Below are 16,659 nucleotides of genomic sequence, written 5' to 3'. Positions count from 1 at the left end.
GATGCCTTCCGGCCGAAGGGCGACCGTGAATAGTCCTGCGCAGTCTTTCGTACCTGTTACCGCCATGCGCTGCTTAGGTAACACTTACCAACCGGTTTCCTTCGGCTATTCAAACCGTACGTCCGTCTTGCTACTTGGCGCAAGCCGGCTTCCCGGCACTCCGTTCCGGCGGAGGGTGGTCCCCGGGGTGAGTCGGCGGTGCTAGGGTGCCGCGAGTGACCGACGCAACCGTCCAGCTCGCCGCCCAGACCCGCATCGACACCGTGGCGACCGGATTCTTCACCGACGCCCGGCGACTGCGCAGCGACTACGCCGGTATCGCCTGGATCGGCGGCGAGCCCGACGCCGAGACCGGGCTGATGGGGCCGGAATACAAGCGCCGTGAGGTCGACTCCCGGCTCTTCCTGCCGGACACCCACTGGTACGACCTGGACGCCCTCTCCGATGTGGAGGTGCAGCTCAGCGTCGGCCTGCTCCAGGTTCCCGGCACCGCGCAGGGCACCCAGGGCCTGGTCGGTGCGATCGCCGACCCGGTGATCGAGTTCTACGAGCACCCGGAAGGCGGCGCCGGGGTCGGCCTCTGCCTCTGGGTGCACGGCACCATCTGGTCCAACGTCGCGCTCACCTACCGGGTCACCGTGCTCTGCGCCCCGGACGCCGTACGCGAGCCGGGCGCGGAGAGCGACAGCGGTGGCGGTCACGCCGACTCCTCGCCGGTGTCCGGCGACGGCGACACCGGTGGCGGGGGCGAGTAGCGACCGGTTGGCCCGGCTCTGGTGAACAGGGCTCCGGGCGCGGTGTCAACGGCCGAACCGTGGCGTATTTCCGCCATGGCGCAACACCGTCATTGACCTTCCCTTGGTTTGAGATGATCAAGGGAGCATGCTGCTCGGTGATGTTTTCACCGGCCGAAGGATGCCCCCTTGCCTGTTTTCTCGTTCCGTAGACCAGGGCCGATGGTCGCCGTGGCGACCACGCTCGCGATCGCGGCAACCGCCGCCCCCGCCTCCGCCGGCGGTCACACGACGACGGCCGTCGGCACCGGAGCGGCGACCGCCGTCGTGGCGACCCGCGCCCCGGGCACCACCGACGGCACCCCGCGCACGGTCACCCTGATCACCGGGGACCGGGTCACCGTCGGAGCCGCCGCCGGTGACCTGACCGCCGTCACCGTACGAGGGCCCGGAGGTCGGGCGAGCGGGGCGCGGATCACCACCGTCGGCGCCGACACCTACGTCTACCCGGACGCCGCGGTGCCGTACGTCGCCGCAGGTCTGCTGGACGAGAACCTGTTCAACGTGACCCGGTTGCTCGCCGACGGTTACGACGACGCGCACACCGACCGGCTGCCGTTGATCGTGAGCTACACCGACGCGGCGGCGCGCAGCCGTACCCAGGGCGTGCCGGCGGGCGCGGAGCGGGTGCGGGGCCTGGAGAGCATCCAGGGGGCGGCGCTGACGGCGCGGCGGGACCGGGCGGCGGAGTTCTGGACCGGGCTGACCGGCACCGGACCGGCGACCACCCGGGCGAAGGCGGAACGTCCCGGCCTCGCCGCCGGCATCAGCAAGGTCTGGCTGGACGGCAAGGTCCGGGCGGCGATGGCCGAGTCGACCGTGCAGATCGGTGCCCCCGCGGTCTGGTCCAGTGGCAACACCGGTGCCGGGGTGTCGGTGGCAGTACTCGACACCGGCGCCGACCTCGGCCACCCGGACCTGGTGGGACGGGTCGCCGAGTCGGTGAGCTTCGTCCCCGGCGAGGAGGTGACCGACCGGCACGGCCACGGTACGCACGTCGCCTCGACCATCGCGGGCAGCGGCGCCGCCTCCGGTGGCGCCGAACGCGGCGTCGCGCCCGGCGCGCAACTGCACGTCGGCAAGGTGCTCGACGACTCCGGCGGCGGCCAGGACTCCTGGATCATCGCCGGGATGGAGTGGGCGGCCCGGGACCAGCACGCCAAGGTGATCAACATGAGCCTGGGTGGCGACCCGACCGACGGTACCGACCCGCTGAGCCAGGCGGTCGACCGGCTGAGCGCGGAGACCGGTGCGCTCTTCACCATCGCGGCCGGCAACTCGGGTCCGGACATGCAGATGGTCGGCGCGCCCGGGGCGGCCGACGCGGCGCTGACCGTCGGCGCGGTCGACAACCTCGACCGGCTCGCGGTCTTCTCCAGCCGTGGCCCGCGCCGCGGTGACAACGGACTCAAGCCGGAGTTGACCGCCCCCGGCGTGGGCATACTCGCGGCCCGCTCGCAGTACGTGGCCGAGGGGGAGGGGTACTACTGGGCGATCGACGGCACCTCGATGGCCGCGCCGCACGTGGCCGGCGCCGCCGCGCTGCTCGCCGCCGCCCACCCGGACTGGACCGGCCAGCAGCTCAAGGACGCGCTGGTCAGCACCACCAAGATCACTCAACGGTACGACGCGTACTGGGCCGGCAGCGGTCGGCTCGACGCCGCCGCCGCGGTCACCGCCACGGTCTTCGCCACCGGGACCGTCTTCACCGACCTGGACTGGCCGTACGCGCCCGGACAGCGGGTCGACCAGAAGGTCACGTACACCAACACCGGCGACGCCCCGGTCACGCTCGACCTGCGGGTCAACGCGCCGACCGCGCCGGCCGGGCTCTTCACCCTGCCGGCCGACCAGGTGACCGTACCCGCGCGCGGAACCAGCACGGTGGTGGTCGCGGTCGACGTCGACCGGCTCGCCGAGGACAAGTACGCCAGCGGCATGGTGGTCGCCACCGGGCCCGGCGGGACGCCGAGCGTGCACACGGTGGTCGGGGTCAACAAGGAGGGCGAGCGGGTCGAACTGACCCTCAAGACCCGGGGACCGGACGGCAAGGCGCTGGCCGGAAGTGTGACGATCAAGGACATCGCCCGGGACACGGCACCCCGGATCTACCCGGTCGACGACTCGGGCACCCTTGAGGTCAGCCTGCCGCCGAGCACCTACAGCGCCTGGATGTACGCCGACGTGCCGGGTGCCGGTGGTCCGTACTCGCTCGGTCGGGCGGTGCTGGCCGAGCCGGAGATCGAACTCAGCCAGGACAGCACCGTCACCCTCGACGGGCGCCGGCTGCACCGGGTGGAGGCGATCGCCCCGCAGTCGACCGCCACCGCCCAGGTCCGGCTCGACTACTTCCGGTCCTACCCCGACCGACACCCGCTCGCCGACAACTACGTCGTCGGCCACGAGTACGACAGCGTCTGGGCGGCCTCCACCGGAGCCAAGGTCAGCAAGGGTACGTTCACGTTCCGCGCCCGGTGGAGCCTGGTGCAGCCACCACTGGCAGTCACCGTGAACGGTCAGACCTTCGACGACCTGCTGGTCCAGAGCGGTTCCGTGGCGTTGCCCGACGGGCAGCAGCCCCTTGACGCGGTCTTCGCCGGTCAGGGCGCCCCGTCCGACTACGACCGGCTGGACGTCCGAGGCAAGGTTGCGGTCGTCCGGGTCAACGACACCGTGGGGCCGCTCGCCCAGGCTGATGCCGCCGCGGCGGCGGGCGCGAAGCTGTTGCTGCTGGTCAACAACGGAGTCGGCCGGCTGGACGCCTGGTACGAGGTGGCCGACCCGCGTACCCCGCTGCCGGTCGCCTCGCTCGACCGGGAGCGGGGCGAGGAACTGGTGGCGCGGCTCGTTTCGGGGCATACCGCGTTCACGGTCGAGGCGCACCGCGCGCCGGAGTACGTCTACGACCTGGTGCGGCGCTACGACGGCTCGATCCCGGCGAACCTGAGCTACCGGCCCGCGCGGACCGAGCTGGCCCGGGTCAACGTCGACTTCCGCCACCACCGGTCGGGCGAGGGCGTCGGGATCCGGTTCGACGTCTCGCCGGAACAGCCGCAGGCCGGCCTCTCCGGTGCGGCCCTGCCAATCCCCACGCAGGGCGTACGCACCGACTGGCTCACCGCCGACCAGCACAACCGGTGGGTGGAGTTGGCCGTCATGCCGGAACTCACGCAGACCTCTTCGGTGGTCTCGTACACCGGCGGCGAACGTACCGACGTGACCTGGTTCGCGCCCGTGGCCCGTCCACGTGTTCTCGCCGCCGGCCTCGCCCCGGTGCCGACCCGTTCCGGCGAGGAGGTGGTCGTCTTCGACCTGCCGGCGTGGGGCGACTCCGACCCCCACCACCAGGGCACGCCGAGCGCCGCCGGCTTCACCCAGACGACCGGCCTCTACCAGGGGGATGAGCTCCTCGCCGAGGCACCGGGCGGATCCGTCGTCGCCTCCGTCGGCCCGGACCCGGTGACCCTGCGGTTGGTCACCGAGACGGCCCAGGACGGCACGGTGTCGCCGTACTCGACCCGGACCCGGACCGAGTGGGGTTTCACCTCGGCCCCGGGGCCGGAGGGCGGGGCGGTCACGTTGCCGCTGATCCAGGTCGACTACCAGGTGTCGACGGACGAGGCCGGGCGCGCCGGTCGGCGGGCGGAACTCACGGTCGCGCCGGTCCGACTCGAAGCGGTCGCCGGGTCGGCCGGCATCCGTGGGGTGACGGTGGAGCTGTCGTACGACGACGGGGTGACCTGGCAGCCGACCAGCCTGACCCGGACCGGGGACGGCTGGCGCACGAGCCTACGCGCACCGGCGTCGGCGACCTTCGTCTCGGTACGCACCACCGCTCGTGACGGTCAGGGCAACACGGTCAGCCAGACCGTGGTGCGCGCGTTCGGGCTCAGGTAGAGACACGCCGAGGGGCCAGCTCGATGAGCTGGCCCCTCGGTCACACCATGCTGCTGTTCGGTTGTCGTCCCGGATCGGGATCAGGCCGAGTAACCGCGGGTGGCGATCCAGTTGGCCATGTCGATGGTGCTCATCCAGTACGACGAGTCGTTCGGGTTGGCCGGGTCGGAGATCTTCACTGCCCGACCGTCATCGCGGTAACCGATCACGGCCAGGTAGTGGCCGCCCTCGTAGGAGTGCGAGACCCCGTCGGTGTCGGTACCGGTGCCGATGATGTTGGCAACGACGGCGCGGTTGTCGTCGATCGCGCGCTTCACGTCAGCCTGGAGCTTGTCCATCTGCTCCGGCTTGGCGGTGGCGTCCGGGATGGCCGTCGTCTTGTAGACGTTGCCGCCCACGACGTCGTTCAGCACGCGGGTGGTGTCCTCGGCCGACGGCGTGCCCTCGACCGTGGTACCCAGCTTCTTCGCGACCTCGTCCTGGCTCAGGTTGTGACCGTCCGCGCTCAGCGCGATCCGGGTCGAGGCCGGGCCACACCAGTAGAAGTTAGGCTGCGCCTGGTAGTCGGCCTTCAGTTCCTTGGCCGACGGGGTGTGACCCTTGCCCTTGTCGCCCTTGTCCGTGTCGCCGTGACCCTTGTCGGAGGTGACGTGGGCGACGGTCGTCATGGCCGGGGCCGGATTGGCCGGGGCGGCGTGCGCGGTGGCGCCGAGCGGCCCGGCGATGGCGCCGCCGACGAACGCGAGACCAGCGGCGGTCATGGCGCCCTTACGAACTGCGGAAGTCTTTGCGATGGCCGGTAGCCACTGACTAAAGGTAGTCATGATGGTTGCCTTCCAGTGGGGGTGTCCCGCGCATGGGAGACAGGCGCGGGGCGAATGCGTCGCCAGGCCATGGGGGTGGCGGGACGCGTTCGAGATGTAACCGGTCCGGCCCGTGAATCATTCCGGGGATGTTCGCCCGGGGGCCGGTCACGGAGCCGACCCGCTCGGGGTGCTCCGGCGTTCAGGGGGATGTAACCGGTCCGGCCCGTGAATCATTCCGGGGATGTTCGCCCGGGGGCCGGTCACGGAGCCGACCCGCTCGGGGTGCTCCGGCGTACGGGGGTATAACCGATCCGGGGCCCCCGGCATTCCGGGAGATGGCCGGTACGGCGAGTTGATCAAGATAACGTGGCCGCTGCCCGCCCTATCGATCGGATATACCGGACATGTGGGTCGTTATCGGTTGGTCGGGGGCTGCCCCAGCGCGGTGGCCTCGGCGTGCCGGTCCCGCAGTCGGGTGCGGATCTGATCGGGCGTGTACGCCCGCCGCCGCCGCTCGGCACGGGCGATCACCACCCCGGTCGCCGCCACGCCGACGACGCTTGCCAGGCCAACTATCTTCCACCAGCGCATCCGCCTAGGGTAATCGAGTGGTCGATACGAGCATCAGCCTCGATGAGGCCGTCGACGTGACCCGTACCGGGGACGTGTGGCTCTTCCGTGGACGCAGCGTCCCGGACCGGGCCATCCAGCTCACCACGAACAGTCCGATCAACCACGTCGGGATGGCTGTCGTCCTCGACGACCTGCCCCCGCTGATGTGGCACGCCGAGCTGGGCCGGTCACTACCGGACATGTGGTCCGGCACCCACCAGCGCGGCGTACAACTGCACAACCTTCGCGACGCCGTCTGTGTCTGGGCGAACCGGTACGGTCAACGCGCCTGGCTCCGGCAACTCGAACCACCGGCCGGTCGTGCCCGCGAGGACGCCGTGCTCCGGACGATCGCCCGGCTCGACGGCACCCCGTTCCCCTCCACCGCCCGGCTCGCCTGGCGATGGGCGCAGGGCCGGGTGCCCAGTCTGCGGCTGCCTGGGCTGTTCGGGGCCGAACGTCCGGATCGGGCCGACCCGTCCGACGCGGCCCCCGGATCGGCCGTGGCCCGACAGCGCGACAGCGTGCTGGAGACCGCCTACTGCGCCGAGGTGGTGGCGGTGACGTACGAGGAGATGGGGTTGCTCCCGGGCGGTCGCCGGCCGAACTGGTACGACCCGGGCCGGTTCTGGAGCGGCGACGACCTCGAACTCGCCGACGGCGCGCGGCTCGGCGCGGAGATCACGGTCGAGGTCCCGCCCCGCTGACCAGGAGCTCGCTGACCACGAGCCCGCCGACAGGTCCTATCGTGACGATCGGCCACGGCGGGCGCCGTCCGGCCAGAGCACGGTCACCGGCAGTCCCCGTTCGCGGGCGGCACGGACCACGTCGGCGGTGTCACCGATGTCGACAGACGGGTGCCCGTCCCAGACCGCCACGAGCATCTCGCAGCGATCCAACAGTTCCTCGCTCGCCGCCATGTACGCCTGCCGACCGGCCCGTGGGTACGGCATGTAGTCCACTTTCGCCGCGAGGTCGAGCAGTTCGTCGAAGTCGGCCAGGTTCTCCCGTTCGACCGCGCGCTGGCGGTAGTCGGCGGCCGGGATCACCGCCTCGTACGTGCCGTCGAGCGCCAGGATCTGCCGGGCGAAGAGCTGATCGGCACCGTTGGCCAGGCAGGTGATCCCCCGCAGCCCGGGTCCCGCGTACGGTCTCAGGTGCTCGGCCAGGCTGGCGGAGACGAGTTCAGCGGTGCCGTGGGCCAGTATCACGTGCCCGGTGACCCCGATTCGCGGCATGGCACACCGTCCGTTCGTTGTCACGCGTGCCGTACCCGGACGATCCGGAAGCCGGCATCGGCCAGGATGACGGGCATTTCCCTGATCGCATCATGGTTGCGTGCGCGCATCTCCGCCCCGAGATTTTCCCATGGCATGATCGCCGGGTGCAGCCGCCGGGCGTCGTCGCGCGGCTCACCGTACCGCCAGCCGTTGGCGGTACGCTCCCGCACCCAGCGCTCGTGTTCCAGCACCGCCAGCCGTTCTATCTCCGGCTCCGCCAGTGTGTACTCCTCACCCGGCCCCACCCGGGGGGAGAGTGCGCATCCCAGTTCTCGCAGCTTGCCGCCGAAGTCCTCGGCCTGGGCGCGGTTGGCGACCCGGAGTGTCTCCGGCAACCTCTCCCAGGGAACCAGCGCGGGCGCCTCCTCCGGCCGTTCGCCCCGCCGCTGCCGGGACGCGACATAACTCTCGTGGATCACGCGGGCCAGGTCGTCCCCGATCAGTTCCGGATCGCAGGCGGCGCGCACCACGCCGTACAGGCGCAGGGTGCCGGAGAGGTCGTCGAGCAGCCGCTCACCGGGGCCGCCGAAGGCGTCCCGGAGGTTTGCCAGCCGGTCCAGCCGCACCACCACCGAGCCGGGCTCGCCGTGCCACAACTGCTCGGCGGTGAGCGCCGTCTTCAACGCCCGCTGCTCGTCGTCGTAGCAGATGAAGACCCGGTCCGGCGGTAGCGGAAACCCACCGGCGGAAAGGAAGGTGGCCAGGTCCCCGTCGTACGCGGTGATCTGGCAGACCCGGTCGAGGAAGGGAAAACGCTGGGTGAGCTGCTCCCGGGCCTGGTTGGCAGCCCCGTCGACCAGGGCGAGTGGAATCGGTCGCTCGTCCTGCGGGTCGCGGACCCGCCAGCGCCGGGCGAGTTCGACCAGCACGGAGCGGCCGAATGCGGTGGCACCGAGAATCAGCACCCGGGGTGGTCGATCGTGGACCGGGACCGGGGGCTCCTGGCTGAGCAGCTTCCGTGCGGCCAGGTCGTCGATGTGGAAGAACTCGACCCGCGCCCCGGGCTGGCCGGTCAGGCCGAGGTGCCGGGCCTGGAGCGCGAGGCAGAGTTCCGGGTCGGCGACCTCGGCGTAGACCGAGAGCGGGCTGTGCTGGCCGTGCCGGCCGTGGCGGGCGGCGGCGAGGGCGATCGCGGTGTTCGCGGCGCTGTCGTCGGTGCAGGCGTAGAGCGCCCGTGCCCGGCCCACGCCCGCGGCCCGGAGCAGATCCGGATCCCGGGCCGCGCGGGCGACGCGCCGGGCCCCCGGCGCTGTCGGTATCGCACCCGACGGAACCGTCACCACCCGTTCGCCGTCGGCCCGGAGCCGGCGAGCCAGGGTGTTGGCGATCATGCCGTCACCGCAGACGATCACGTGGTTGCGCGCCTGCCGTACCCGGAGCCGGCGCAGTTCGGTCGCGAAGACCAGCCGGCCGGCCTCGATGAACGCGTACAGGGTGACGGCGGGGGCGGTGAACCGGGCGATCTCCAGCGGCACCGGGAACGTGCCGCCGTCGTCCAGCGGCGGTGAGCCGAGGACGAAGAGCTGGAGGTCGTAGTAGAGCAGGTCCAGCGGGTGCGCGTCCCCATCGAGGAAACTGTCGAGGCCGAGATAGCCGAGGACCAGCGACGCCACCCCGATCATCGCGAAGATCAGGCGCAACACGTCCATGGTCGGCGCGCGTGGCGGCTCGCCGAGATTCCTGCCGGGCACGACGCCTCCCGTGGGGGATCGGGCATGAACGCAGCGTCATCGTACCGTTGCGATTCGCCCCCACAAGGATCGACAAGTGCCGGTAACCCGTCAGCCCGGGAGCCGGTGCCCCGCCTCACGCTGGGCCGCCAACCAGGTCTCCACCTCGTCGGCCTGCCGGGGAAGGCCGGCCGAGAGGTTGACCGCACCGGCCGGCGTCACCAGTACGTCGTCCTCGATCCGGATGCCGACACCACGCAGCTCCGCCGGGACGAGTTCGTCCTCCGGCTGGAAGTAGAGACCGGGCTCGACGGTGAGCACGTAGCCCTCATCCAGGGTGCCGCCACGGTAGTGCTCCTTGCGGGCGTTCGCGCAGTCGTGCACGTCGATGCCGAGCATGTGCCCGAACCCGTGCAGCGACCAGCGGCGGTAGAGCGTCGACGAATCGTCCATCGCCTCGTCCACGCTCACCGGCAGCAGCCCCAGCTCGGAGAGCCCCTCGGCGAGCACCCGCATGCACGTACGGTGCACGTCCTTGAAGCTCACCCCGGGCCGGATGAACTCGATCCCGGCCTGCTGGGACGCGTACACGATGTCGTAGACCTGGCGCTGCAACGGGCTGAACGTGCCGGACACCGGCACCACCCGGGTGACGTCGGCGGTGTAGAGGTTCCGTCCCTCCACGCCCATGTCCATCAGGAGCAGATCGCCCGGACGGGTCGCGCCGGTGTTGCGGATCCAGTGCAGGATCGTGGCGTGCTCGCCGGCCCCGACGATCGAGCTGTAACCGACGTCGTTGCCGTCGTGCCGGGCCCGCAGCGCGAAGACCCCCTCCAGCAGCCGTTCGGCCACCGGTCGGTCGGCCGGCAGCACCCGGGCGACGTCCTCGAAGCCGCGTACGGTCGCGTCGATCGCCTCCTGTAGCTGGGCGATCTCCCACTCGTCCTTGACCAACTTCAGCTCACTGATCACCGCGGCCAGCTCGCGGTCCCGGCCGAGCCTGCCCGCCGGCTTCGCGCCGGTCGCCGCGGCCGTGTCGTACGGGCGGACAGCGGCGTCGACCGACGGGTCGAGCCCGCGCAGCACCCGGGTACGCCCCGGCGCGCAGTCCGCCAGCGCGGCCCCGAGCTCGGTCAACGGCGCCGTCTCGACACCCAGCTCGGTCGACTTCTCGGCCAGCGTGTGCCGGCGACCCACCCACAGCTCGCCGTTGCGGCTGCGGAAGAACTCGTCGGACTCCTTCGAGTTGCGCGGCTGGGTGAAGAGGGTGGCCTCGTGGCCGGACCCGTTCGGGCGCAGCACCAGCACGCTCTCCGGGTCGTGGTCACCGGTGAGGTACGCGAAGTCGCTGCCCGGCCGGAACGGGTAGTCGGTGTCGTTCGCCCGTACCTTCTCGACGCCGGTCGGGATCACCAGGGTCTCACCGGCGAACGCGGCGGAGAGGGCGGCCCGCCGCTTGGCGTAGTTCGGGACCTCGGGACGGGGGTTCACCGTCAGGGCCGCGTCACGCCACCCGCCCCGCATGAAGGCGAGGAACTTTTCCGGGAAGTCGGGGTCGTGCGACTCGACGCGTGTCGTCTCCGGGGTGTTCTTGTTCTGCTCGTCACCCATGTCCCGCTCCTCCCACGCCAGCCTGCCTTCAGACCGTACCGCGCCTGCGTGTCGAGATCTCCCAGCGGTGCCGGCACACGTGTGCGGCGCGCGTGGAAAGATGACCGCCATGTGCGGACTCCTGGCCTTTTTCAGCGCGCGCGGCGACGCCAGCGCGCACCGAGACGCCCTCGCCGGAGCGTTGGAATGCCTGCATCACCGGGGACCGGACGAGACCGGTGTCGAACTCATCGCCGACGCGACGGGGACCCGGGCGGACGCCGTCTTCGCGCACAAGCGGTTGTCGATCATCGACGTGGCGCTCAGTCACGAGCCGCTGCCGTACGCCGACGGCCGCTACCTGCTCACCTTCAACGGTGAGATCTACAACTACCTGGAGCTGCGCGAGGAGCTGGCTCGGGACTTCGGGGCACAGTTCGCCACCCAGGGCGACGGCGAGGTGATCGTCGCCGGTTTCCACTACTGGGGCGAGCAGGTCCTCACCCGGCTGCGCGGCATGTTCGCGTTCGTGATCTGGGACCGGCAGGAGCGGCGGGCGTTCGGTGGCCGGGACTACTTCGGCATCAAGCCGCTGCACTACCTGGAGACCAACGACGGGGTCTACCTGGCTTCGGAGAAGAAGGCGCTGCTGCCGTTCGCACCGGCCGCGCACGCCGGTGACGCCGGGGTGGACGGGGCGAGCCTCTCGCACTACCTCACCCTCCAGTACGTGCCCGAGCCGGGCACGCTGCACCACGGCATCCGCCGGATCGGTTCGGGCGAGTACCTGACCTGGACGCCGGGCGGCCGGATCGACGTGCGCCGGTGGTACCGCCCGGTGTTCCGGCCCGCCCCCGTCGACGACCAGCAGCGGCTCTACGACCAGATCCGGGAGACGCTGCGGGAGAGCGTACGGATGCACATGCGGGCCGACGTACCGGTCGGGTCGTTCCTCTCCAGCGGCATCGACTCGACCGCGGTGGTCGCCCTGGCCCGCGAGTTCAACCCGAACATCCTGACCTTCACGGTCGGCTACGACGTGCCGGGTTACTCCGAGATCGACGTGGCCCAGGAGTCGGCCCGGGCGCTCGACGTCACCACCATCGCCACCAAGATCGGTCCGCAGGACATGATGGATGCCCTGCCGAAGATCGTCTGGCACCTGGACGACCCGGTGGCCGACCCGGCGCTGGTGCCGCTCTACTTCGTGGCGAAGAAGGCCGCCGAGCACGTCACCGTGGTCCTCTCGGGCGAGGGGGCGGACGAGTTCTTCGGCGGCTACACGATCTACCGCGAGCCGCTCTCGCTCGGGGCGGTGAACAGCCTGCCCGGCGGCATGCAGCGCGGGCTGCGGGCGGTCTCCAAGGCGATCCCGCAGGGAGTCAAGGGCAAGAGCTTCCTCGAACGCGGCACCACCCCGATCGAGGAGCGCTACTACGGCAACGCGCGGATGTTCACCGAGGAGGAGAAGCAGCGCCTGATGCGCCGCTACGACCCGAGCGTGCGCTACACCGACGTGACCGCCCCGTTCTACGCCGAGGCCGCCGAACTCGACGACGTCACGAAGATGCAGTACATCGACCTCTACACCTGGCTGCGCGGCGACATCCTGGTCAAGGCCGACCGGATCTCGATGGCGCACTCGTTGGAGGTGCGGGTGCCGTTCCTGGACCGGGAGGTGTTCGAGGTCGCCGCCGGCATCCCGGTCGACCTCAAGCTGCCGCCGCGTTCCGACGCCACCAAGTACGCCATGCGCCAGGCGCTACGCAACGTGGTGCCGCCCGCCATCGTCAACCGGCGCAAGCTCGGTTTCCCGACCCCGACCCGGGTCTGGCTGCGGGGCGAGATGTACGAGTGGGTCCGGCACATCTTCGCCACCTCCGGTGCCGGTGACCTGCTCGACCTCTCGTACGCGATGCGGCTGCTCGACGAGCACAAGCGGGAGGAGGCGGACCACTCGCGCAAGGTCTGGACCGTTCTGATCTTCTGCATCTGGCACGCGATCTTCGTGGAGCGCACCCTCGACCCGGGTATCCAGCGCAACCAGTCCGCCCTGCTCACCAAGCCGGTGGTCGGCTCGATGGTCGCCTGAGCGGCGCACCACGACCGGCCGTACGGGCCGGAGCACGCACACCGAGCCGGGCCCGACGCGTCACGCGTCGGGCCCGGCCGCTTCGGTGCGGAGGAGCTACGGACTGGTGCAGGTCACCGTCGGGGCGCTGTTGGTGGCGCCGGCACTGCCGGTGAAGCCGAAGGTGGCGGTGCCGTTGGCGGCGAGGTTCCCGTTGTGCCCGACGTTACGTACGGTAACGGCCGATCCGCTCTGGGTGAAGCTGCCGTTCCAGAGACTGCCGATCGTCTGGCCGTTCGCCCAGGTCCACCGAGTGGTCCAGCCGCTCAGTGCGGAACTGCCGGTATTGCGGACCGTCACCTCGCCCTGGAACCCACCGGACCAGCTGTTGGTCACCCGGTAGGTGGCCGCGCAGCCGGCGGAGCCCGGCGGCGGCGTCGTCGGGTTCGGCGGGGGCGTGGTCGGGTTCGGTGGTGGGGTGGTCGGGTTCGGTGGGGGCGTGGTCGGGTTCGGCGGGTTGGAACCGCCCGGTCCCACCCCGGTCACCTCACCGTTGCCGCCGTCGAAGACCACGTCGGAGCAGCCGAAGAAGTTCTCCTGGCTGTCCGAGCGCACCCAGCGGGAGTAGATGATGTGCCGACCGCTCTTGCCGCTCGGCAACTGCCCGCTGAAGTAGTAGTGACCCTCGTTGGTGCCGACCCCACCGCTCTGCGGAGGGTTGGTCACCGTCAGGAACGGCTCCTCAAGATCACTCCAGGCCAGCGCCCGGGTCGGGCTCCAACTGTTCTTCGTGACGTAGAAGTAGAAGGTGCCCGGGTGGTGGGCCCAGTTGCTGTACTTGAAATTGAAGGTGCCGCCCGCGGTCAGGTGGGTCAGGGGCCAGTCGTTACGGGCCAGGTTGTAACCGCTGAAGCTGGCGTTGCCGCCGCTGCAGAGCTGCCCGTCGGCGACGAAGCCGGTGGTCCGGCCGGCCGCGTCGGAGCGCAGCACGCTGAACCAGTTGTAGAGCGAGTTCGCGCCGCTCTGGTTCACCGCCGCCGCGCAGGCCGGGTTGTTCGGCTGGATGTCGCCGCGCGGGCTGAGCCCGTCCTTCCAGCACAGGAACGTACGGCTGCCGGGTGCCATGGCGGCACCGTGGGCGAGTGCCGCGTTGGGAGTCACCACCGTCAGGACGCCGGCGGTGAGCATGGCCGCGGTGGCGAGCACCACGACTCTGCGAAAGGGTTTCACCGAGTTCTCCTTACTTCGGGCTAGTGCCGCACGCGGGTGGGTATGCCGGTGCTGCGGACTACCAGTGGGATCCCGCGAGCGCGGGAGCGGTGTCGCCAGACCTGCGCGAGGTGTCGCCGAACCCTGTCGCTGTGCTGAGGTCCCAGGTGGCGGGCAGGCGACGACACGGCGCCCGGTCCGATCACGGACGGGTCTGCTGCTCGCGTGGCCCCTGCGGCATCCGGCACGGCGCGTTAGCCCCCGCGCTGTCCCGGTATGCGTCAGTGCACCATGGACGAGGACTCCATGGCAATAGGTAGACGTCTATCGAACGCGTCATTCGGTCGATCCGGTGCCACCGCCGTGCCGGGGCCTGGGCGTCCGGCCGCGTCGGCCGCCCACAACCCGGCCCGACCCGAACCACCGGGGGAGTCACCCTGCATGCTGTTCACGAACGGAAGCCCGGACCGGGGCGCGGCGTACCGGGCCGGCACGGCGGCGATGGGGGTAGTCATGGGGTACGCGGTGGTGATCGGCGAGGCGCTGGTCGACCTCCTCGACGGGCAGGTCGACGGGGAGCCGGTCTACCGGCAGATGATCGGCGGTGCGCCGCTCAACGTCGCCGTCGGAGCGGCCCGGCTCGGCTCCGCCGTCGAGTTCGTCGGATCACTCGGGGACGACGTACTCGCCGGGCGGATCCGCGCCCTGCTCGCCGACGCCGGGGTGGGACAGCGCGGGGTGGTCACCGTACCGGCGCCGACCGCGCTCGCCGTGGCGACCTTCGCCGGTGCCGAACCCGACTTCCGCTTCTACGGCGAACCGCCCTCGTACGGCCTGCTGGAAGCGGACGCTCTCGACCAGGACCTGATCCGTGCGGCGTCCGTGCTCTACTGCGGCTCGATCGCCCTGCTCCGCGCCCCGGTGCTCGCCGCCGCCCGCCGGGCCTGGTCGCTCACCACGGGCCGGCGCGTCTTCGACCCGAACGTACGACCCCGGCTGCTGCCCGACGCCGCCGCGATGGACCGGCTGCGGGCCCTGGTCGCCGAGTTCGCGGCCAGTGCCGACCTGGTCAAACTCAGCGCCGCCGACGCCGCACTCCTCTATCCCGGACAACCGCTGGAGCGGGTCGCGCAGCGGCTGCGTGCGCTCGGCTGCGCCGCCGTGGTCGTCACCCGGGGGCCGGCCGGCGCGCTGGTCACCGCCGGCACGGGGGACGAGCTGGTCTCGGTGCCCGCCCCGGAGGTCGACGCGGTCGACGCCACCGGTGCGGGTGACTCGGTGATGGGTGCGCTCATCGCCGACCTGCTCCTGGCCGGGCCACCGGCACCGGAGGACTGGCCGGAACGGGTGACGTACGCCCTCCGCGTCGCCGGGCTGGTCTGCGAGGCACCGGGCGCGGCGGTCGCGATGCCGACCCGGGCGCAGGTGGCCTCCCGCTTTCCCACCCCGATCCGGGGTCGGGATCAGGTGTCGCCGCGCAGCTCCGCGTAGCCGAGCCGGATCGCGGGCAGGGTCACCTCCGGGCCGAACGGTGCCCGTGCGGCGACCCGCTCGGCGGGTGCGCCGTCGGCGTGTCCGTCGCGGATCAACCAGGCGAGCGTGGCGAGCTGCTCGTGCTGTGCGCGTACCTGGTCGGTGTCGAAGACCGGGCCGTGCCCCGGCACGATCACCGTGTTCGGCGTGGTGAGCCGGAGCAGCTCCGCCACCGTCTCCGGCCACTCCAGCGGATAGCTGTCGTCGAACGACGGCGGCCCGCTCGACTCCACCAGGTCCCCGGCCACCAGCAGGTCGGCGTCGGGCACCTGCACCACCAGGTCGCCGTCGGTGTGGCCCCGCCCGAGGTGCCGCAGGACCACCCTCCGCCCGCCGAGATCCAGCGTGGACTCCAGGTGGACCGTGTGCGTCGGGGCGAGGATGGTGGTACGGGTCAACTCCTCGGCGAGCGCCGGCTCCCGGTCGCGCATCTCGTCGTACGCCTGCTGGCGGACCAGTTCCGGCTGGTCGCGCAACCGGGCCGCGGCGGCCGTGTGCGCGTAGACCGGCCCGGTCGTCTCCCCGGCCAGGGTGGCGTTGCCGAAGCAGTGGTCGAAGTGGTGGTGGGTGTTGACCAGGATCCACGGGTGGGGAGTGAGGGCTTGTACGGCGACGGCCAGCTCGGCGGCCTGGGTCGCGGTCGACAGCGTGTCGACCAGCAGCGCCGTGTCGTCGCCGACGACGACGGTCACGTTGACGTCGAGTACGGGATGGCGCAGCAGGTAGACCCGCTCGCCGACCTCGTCGAATCCGATGCTCATGGTGTCCGTGACGCCCTTTCCACGAACCGGTGCCGGTCGACCAGTGCCCGCTCGACCCGTCCCTGCGCCACCGTGGTCGAGCCGTCGGTGACGCTCACGTCGAAGTACAGCCGTCGGCCGGTCACCTCGGTCAACCTGGCCTGGGCCACGACCGTCCGCCCGACCGGAGTGGGCGTCGTGTGGTCGAGTTCCACCCGCAGACCGACCGTGGTCATCCCGGGCCGCAGCCGGGTGGCGGTCGCGGCCACCGTTGCCGCCTCGGCCAGCGCCAGCACCCTGGGCGTACCCAGCACCGGCACGTCACCCGAACCCACCGCCAGGGCGGTGTCGGTGTCGCTGACGGTGAGTTCAACCCGGGCGGTCAGACCGGGTGCGAAGCCGGGATCCGGCGGTTGTTCCATGGATGCAGCTTAGGGCCTGTGCCGTTGCCGGATGA

General features: G+C 71.1%; 13 protein-coding genes. 5 read left to right on the top strand and 8 right to left on the bottom strand.

The features are described 5' to 3' along the window. Window positions 1-215: 215 nt before the first annotated feature. Window positions 216-755 (top strand): hypothetical protein, encoded by a 540-nt coding sequence (locus ACIBF5_RS00390; protein ID WP_396806570.1) that lies wholly within the window; start codon window positions 216-218, stop codon window positions 753-755. A gap of 168 nt (window positions 756-923) precedes the next feature. Then, window positions 924-4,691 (top strand): S8 family serine peptidase, encoded by a 3,768-nt coding sequence (locus ACIBF5_RS00385; protein WP_396806568.1) that lies wholly within the window; start codon window positions 924-926, stop codon window positions 4,689-4,691. An 80-nt stretch (window positions 4,692-4,771) separates the two neighbouring features. Here ACIBF5_RS00385 and ACIBF5_RS00380 read toward each other — a convergent pair whose 3' ends face one another. Continuing rightward, window positions 4,772-5,452, bottom strand: a complete 681-nt coding sequence (locus ACIBF5_RS00380) for a C39 family peptidase (protein WP_396806566.1) — start codon at window positions 5,450-5,452, stop codon at window positions 4,772-4,774. 459 nt (window positions 5,453-5,911) lie between these two features. Beyond that, the gene (locus ACIBF5_RS00375) at window positions 5,912-6,088 is read right to left on the bottom strand and encodes a hypothetical protein (RefSeq protein WP_396806564.1); all 177 of its coding nucleotides are present in this window, start codon (window positions 6,086-6,088) and stop codon (window positions 5,912-5,914) included. 17 nt (window positions 6,089-6,105) lie between these two features. On the opposite strand from ACIBF5_RS00375, the gene ACIBF5_RS00370 reads away from it, so the two are divergent. Continuing rightward, entirely contained in the window at window positions 6,106-6,816 is a 711-nt protein-coding gene (locus tag ACIBF5_RS00370) for a hypothetical protein (RefSeq protein WP_396806562.1), read from the top strand. 36 nt (window positions 6,817-6,852) lie between these two features. On the opposite strand, the gene ACIBF5_RS00365 is transcribed toward ACIBF5_RS00370, so the two are convergent. From ACIBF5_RS00365 to ACIBF5_RS00355, 3 genes are all read right to left on the bottom strand, one after another. After that, the gene (locus ACIBF5_RS00365) at window positions 6,853-7,347 is read right to left on the bottom strand and encodes a hypothetical protein (RefSeq protein ID WP_396806560.1); all 495 of its coding nucleotides are present in this window, start codon (window positions 7,345-7,347) and stop codon (window positions 6,853-6,855) included. A 20-nt stretch (window positions 7,348-7,367) separates the two neighbouring features. Next, window positions 7,368-9,080: a RyR domain-containing protein gene (locus ACIBF5_RS00360; RefSeq protein WP_396806558.1), complete on the bottom strand. Its 1,713-nt coding sequence runs from the start codon at window positions 9,078-9,080 to the stop codon at window positions 7,368-7,370. Window positions 9,081-9,170: 90 nt separating this feature from the next. Beyond that, the gene (locus ACIBF5_RS00355) at window positions 9,171-10,670 is read right to left on the bottom strand and encodes an aminopeptidase P family protein (RefSeq protein WP_396806556.1); all 1,500 of its coding nucleotides are present in this window, start codon (window positions 10,668-10,670) and stop codon (window positions 9,171-9,173) included. Between the two features lie 109 nt (window positions 10,671-10,779). Between ACIBF5_RS00355 and asnB the strand changes: the two genes are divergently transcribed. Then, entirely contained in the window at window positions 10,780-12,741 is a 1,962-nt protein-coding gene (gene asnB / locus ACIBF5_RS00350; protein WP_396806554.1) for an asparagine synthase (glutamine-hydrolyzing), read from the top strand. 96 nt (window positions 12,742-12,837) lie between these two features. Here the strand turns inward: asnB and ACIBF5_RS00345 are convergent, their stop codons facing one another. Further along, window positions 12,838-13,908: a lytic polysaccharide monooxygenase gene (locus tag ACIBF5_RS00345; RefSeq protein ID WP_396807328.1), complete on the bottom strand. Its 1,071-nt coding sequence runs from the start codon at window positions 13,906-13,908 to the stop codon at window positions 12,838-12,840. Window positions 13,909-14,442: 534 nt separating this feature from the next. Here ACIBF5_RS00345 and ACIBF5_RS00340 point away from each other — a divergent pair. Further along, window positions 14,443-15,420, top strand: coding sequence for a carbohydrate kinase (locus ACIBF5_RS00340; protein ID WP_396807326.1), 978 nt, complete (start codon window positions 14,443-14,445; stop codon window positions 15,418-15,420). Here ACIBF5_RS00340 and ACIBF5_RS00335 read toward each other — a convergent pair. Then, complete coding sequence (locus ACIBF5_RS00335; RefSeq protein WP_396806552.1) at window positions 15,393-16,223, bottom strand: MBL fold metallo-hydrolase; 831 nt, start codon at window positions 16,221-16,223, stop codon at window positions 15,393-15,395. The genes ACIBF5_RS00340 and ACIBF5_RS00335 overlap by 28 nt on opposite strands. Beyond that, window positions 16,220-16,624 (bottom strand): thioesterase family protein, encoded by a 405-nt coding sequence (locus ACIBF5_RS00330; protein WP_396806550.1) that lies wholly within the window; start codon window positions 16,622-16,624, stop codon window positions 16,220-16,222. Before ACIBF5_RS00330 ends, ACIBF5_RS00335 begins: the two co-directional genes overlap by 4 nt. Window positions 16,625-16,659: the final 35 nt, after the last annotated feature.

This window comes from Micromonospora sp. NPDC050417, from assembly GCF_044458865.1.
GTDB lineage: Bacteria > Actinomycetota > Actinomycetes > Mycobacteriales > Micromonosporaceae > Micromonospora_G.
This window is presented reverse-complemented; position numbering and strand designations above follow the sequence as displayed.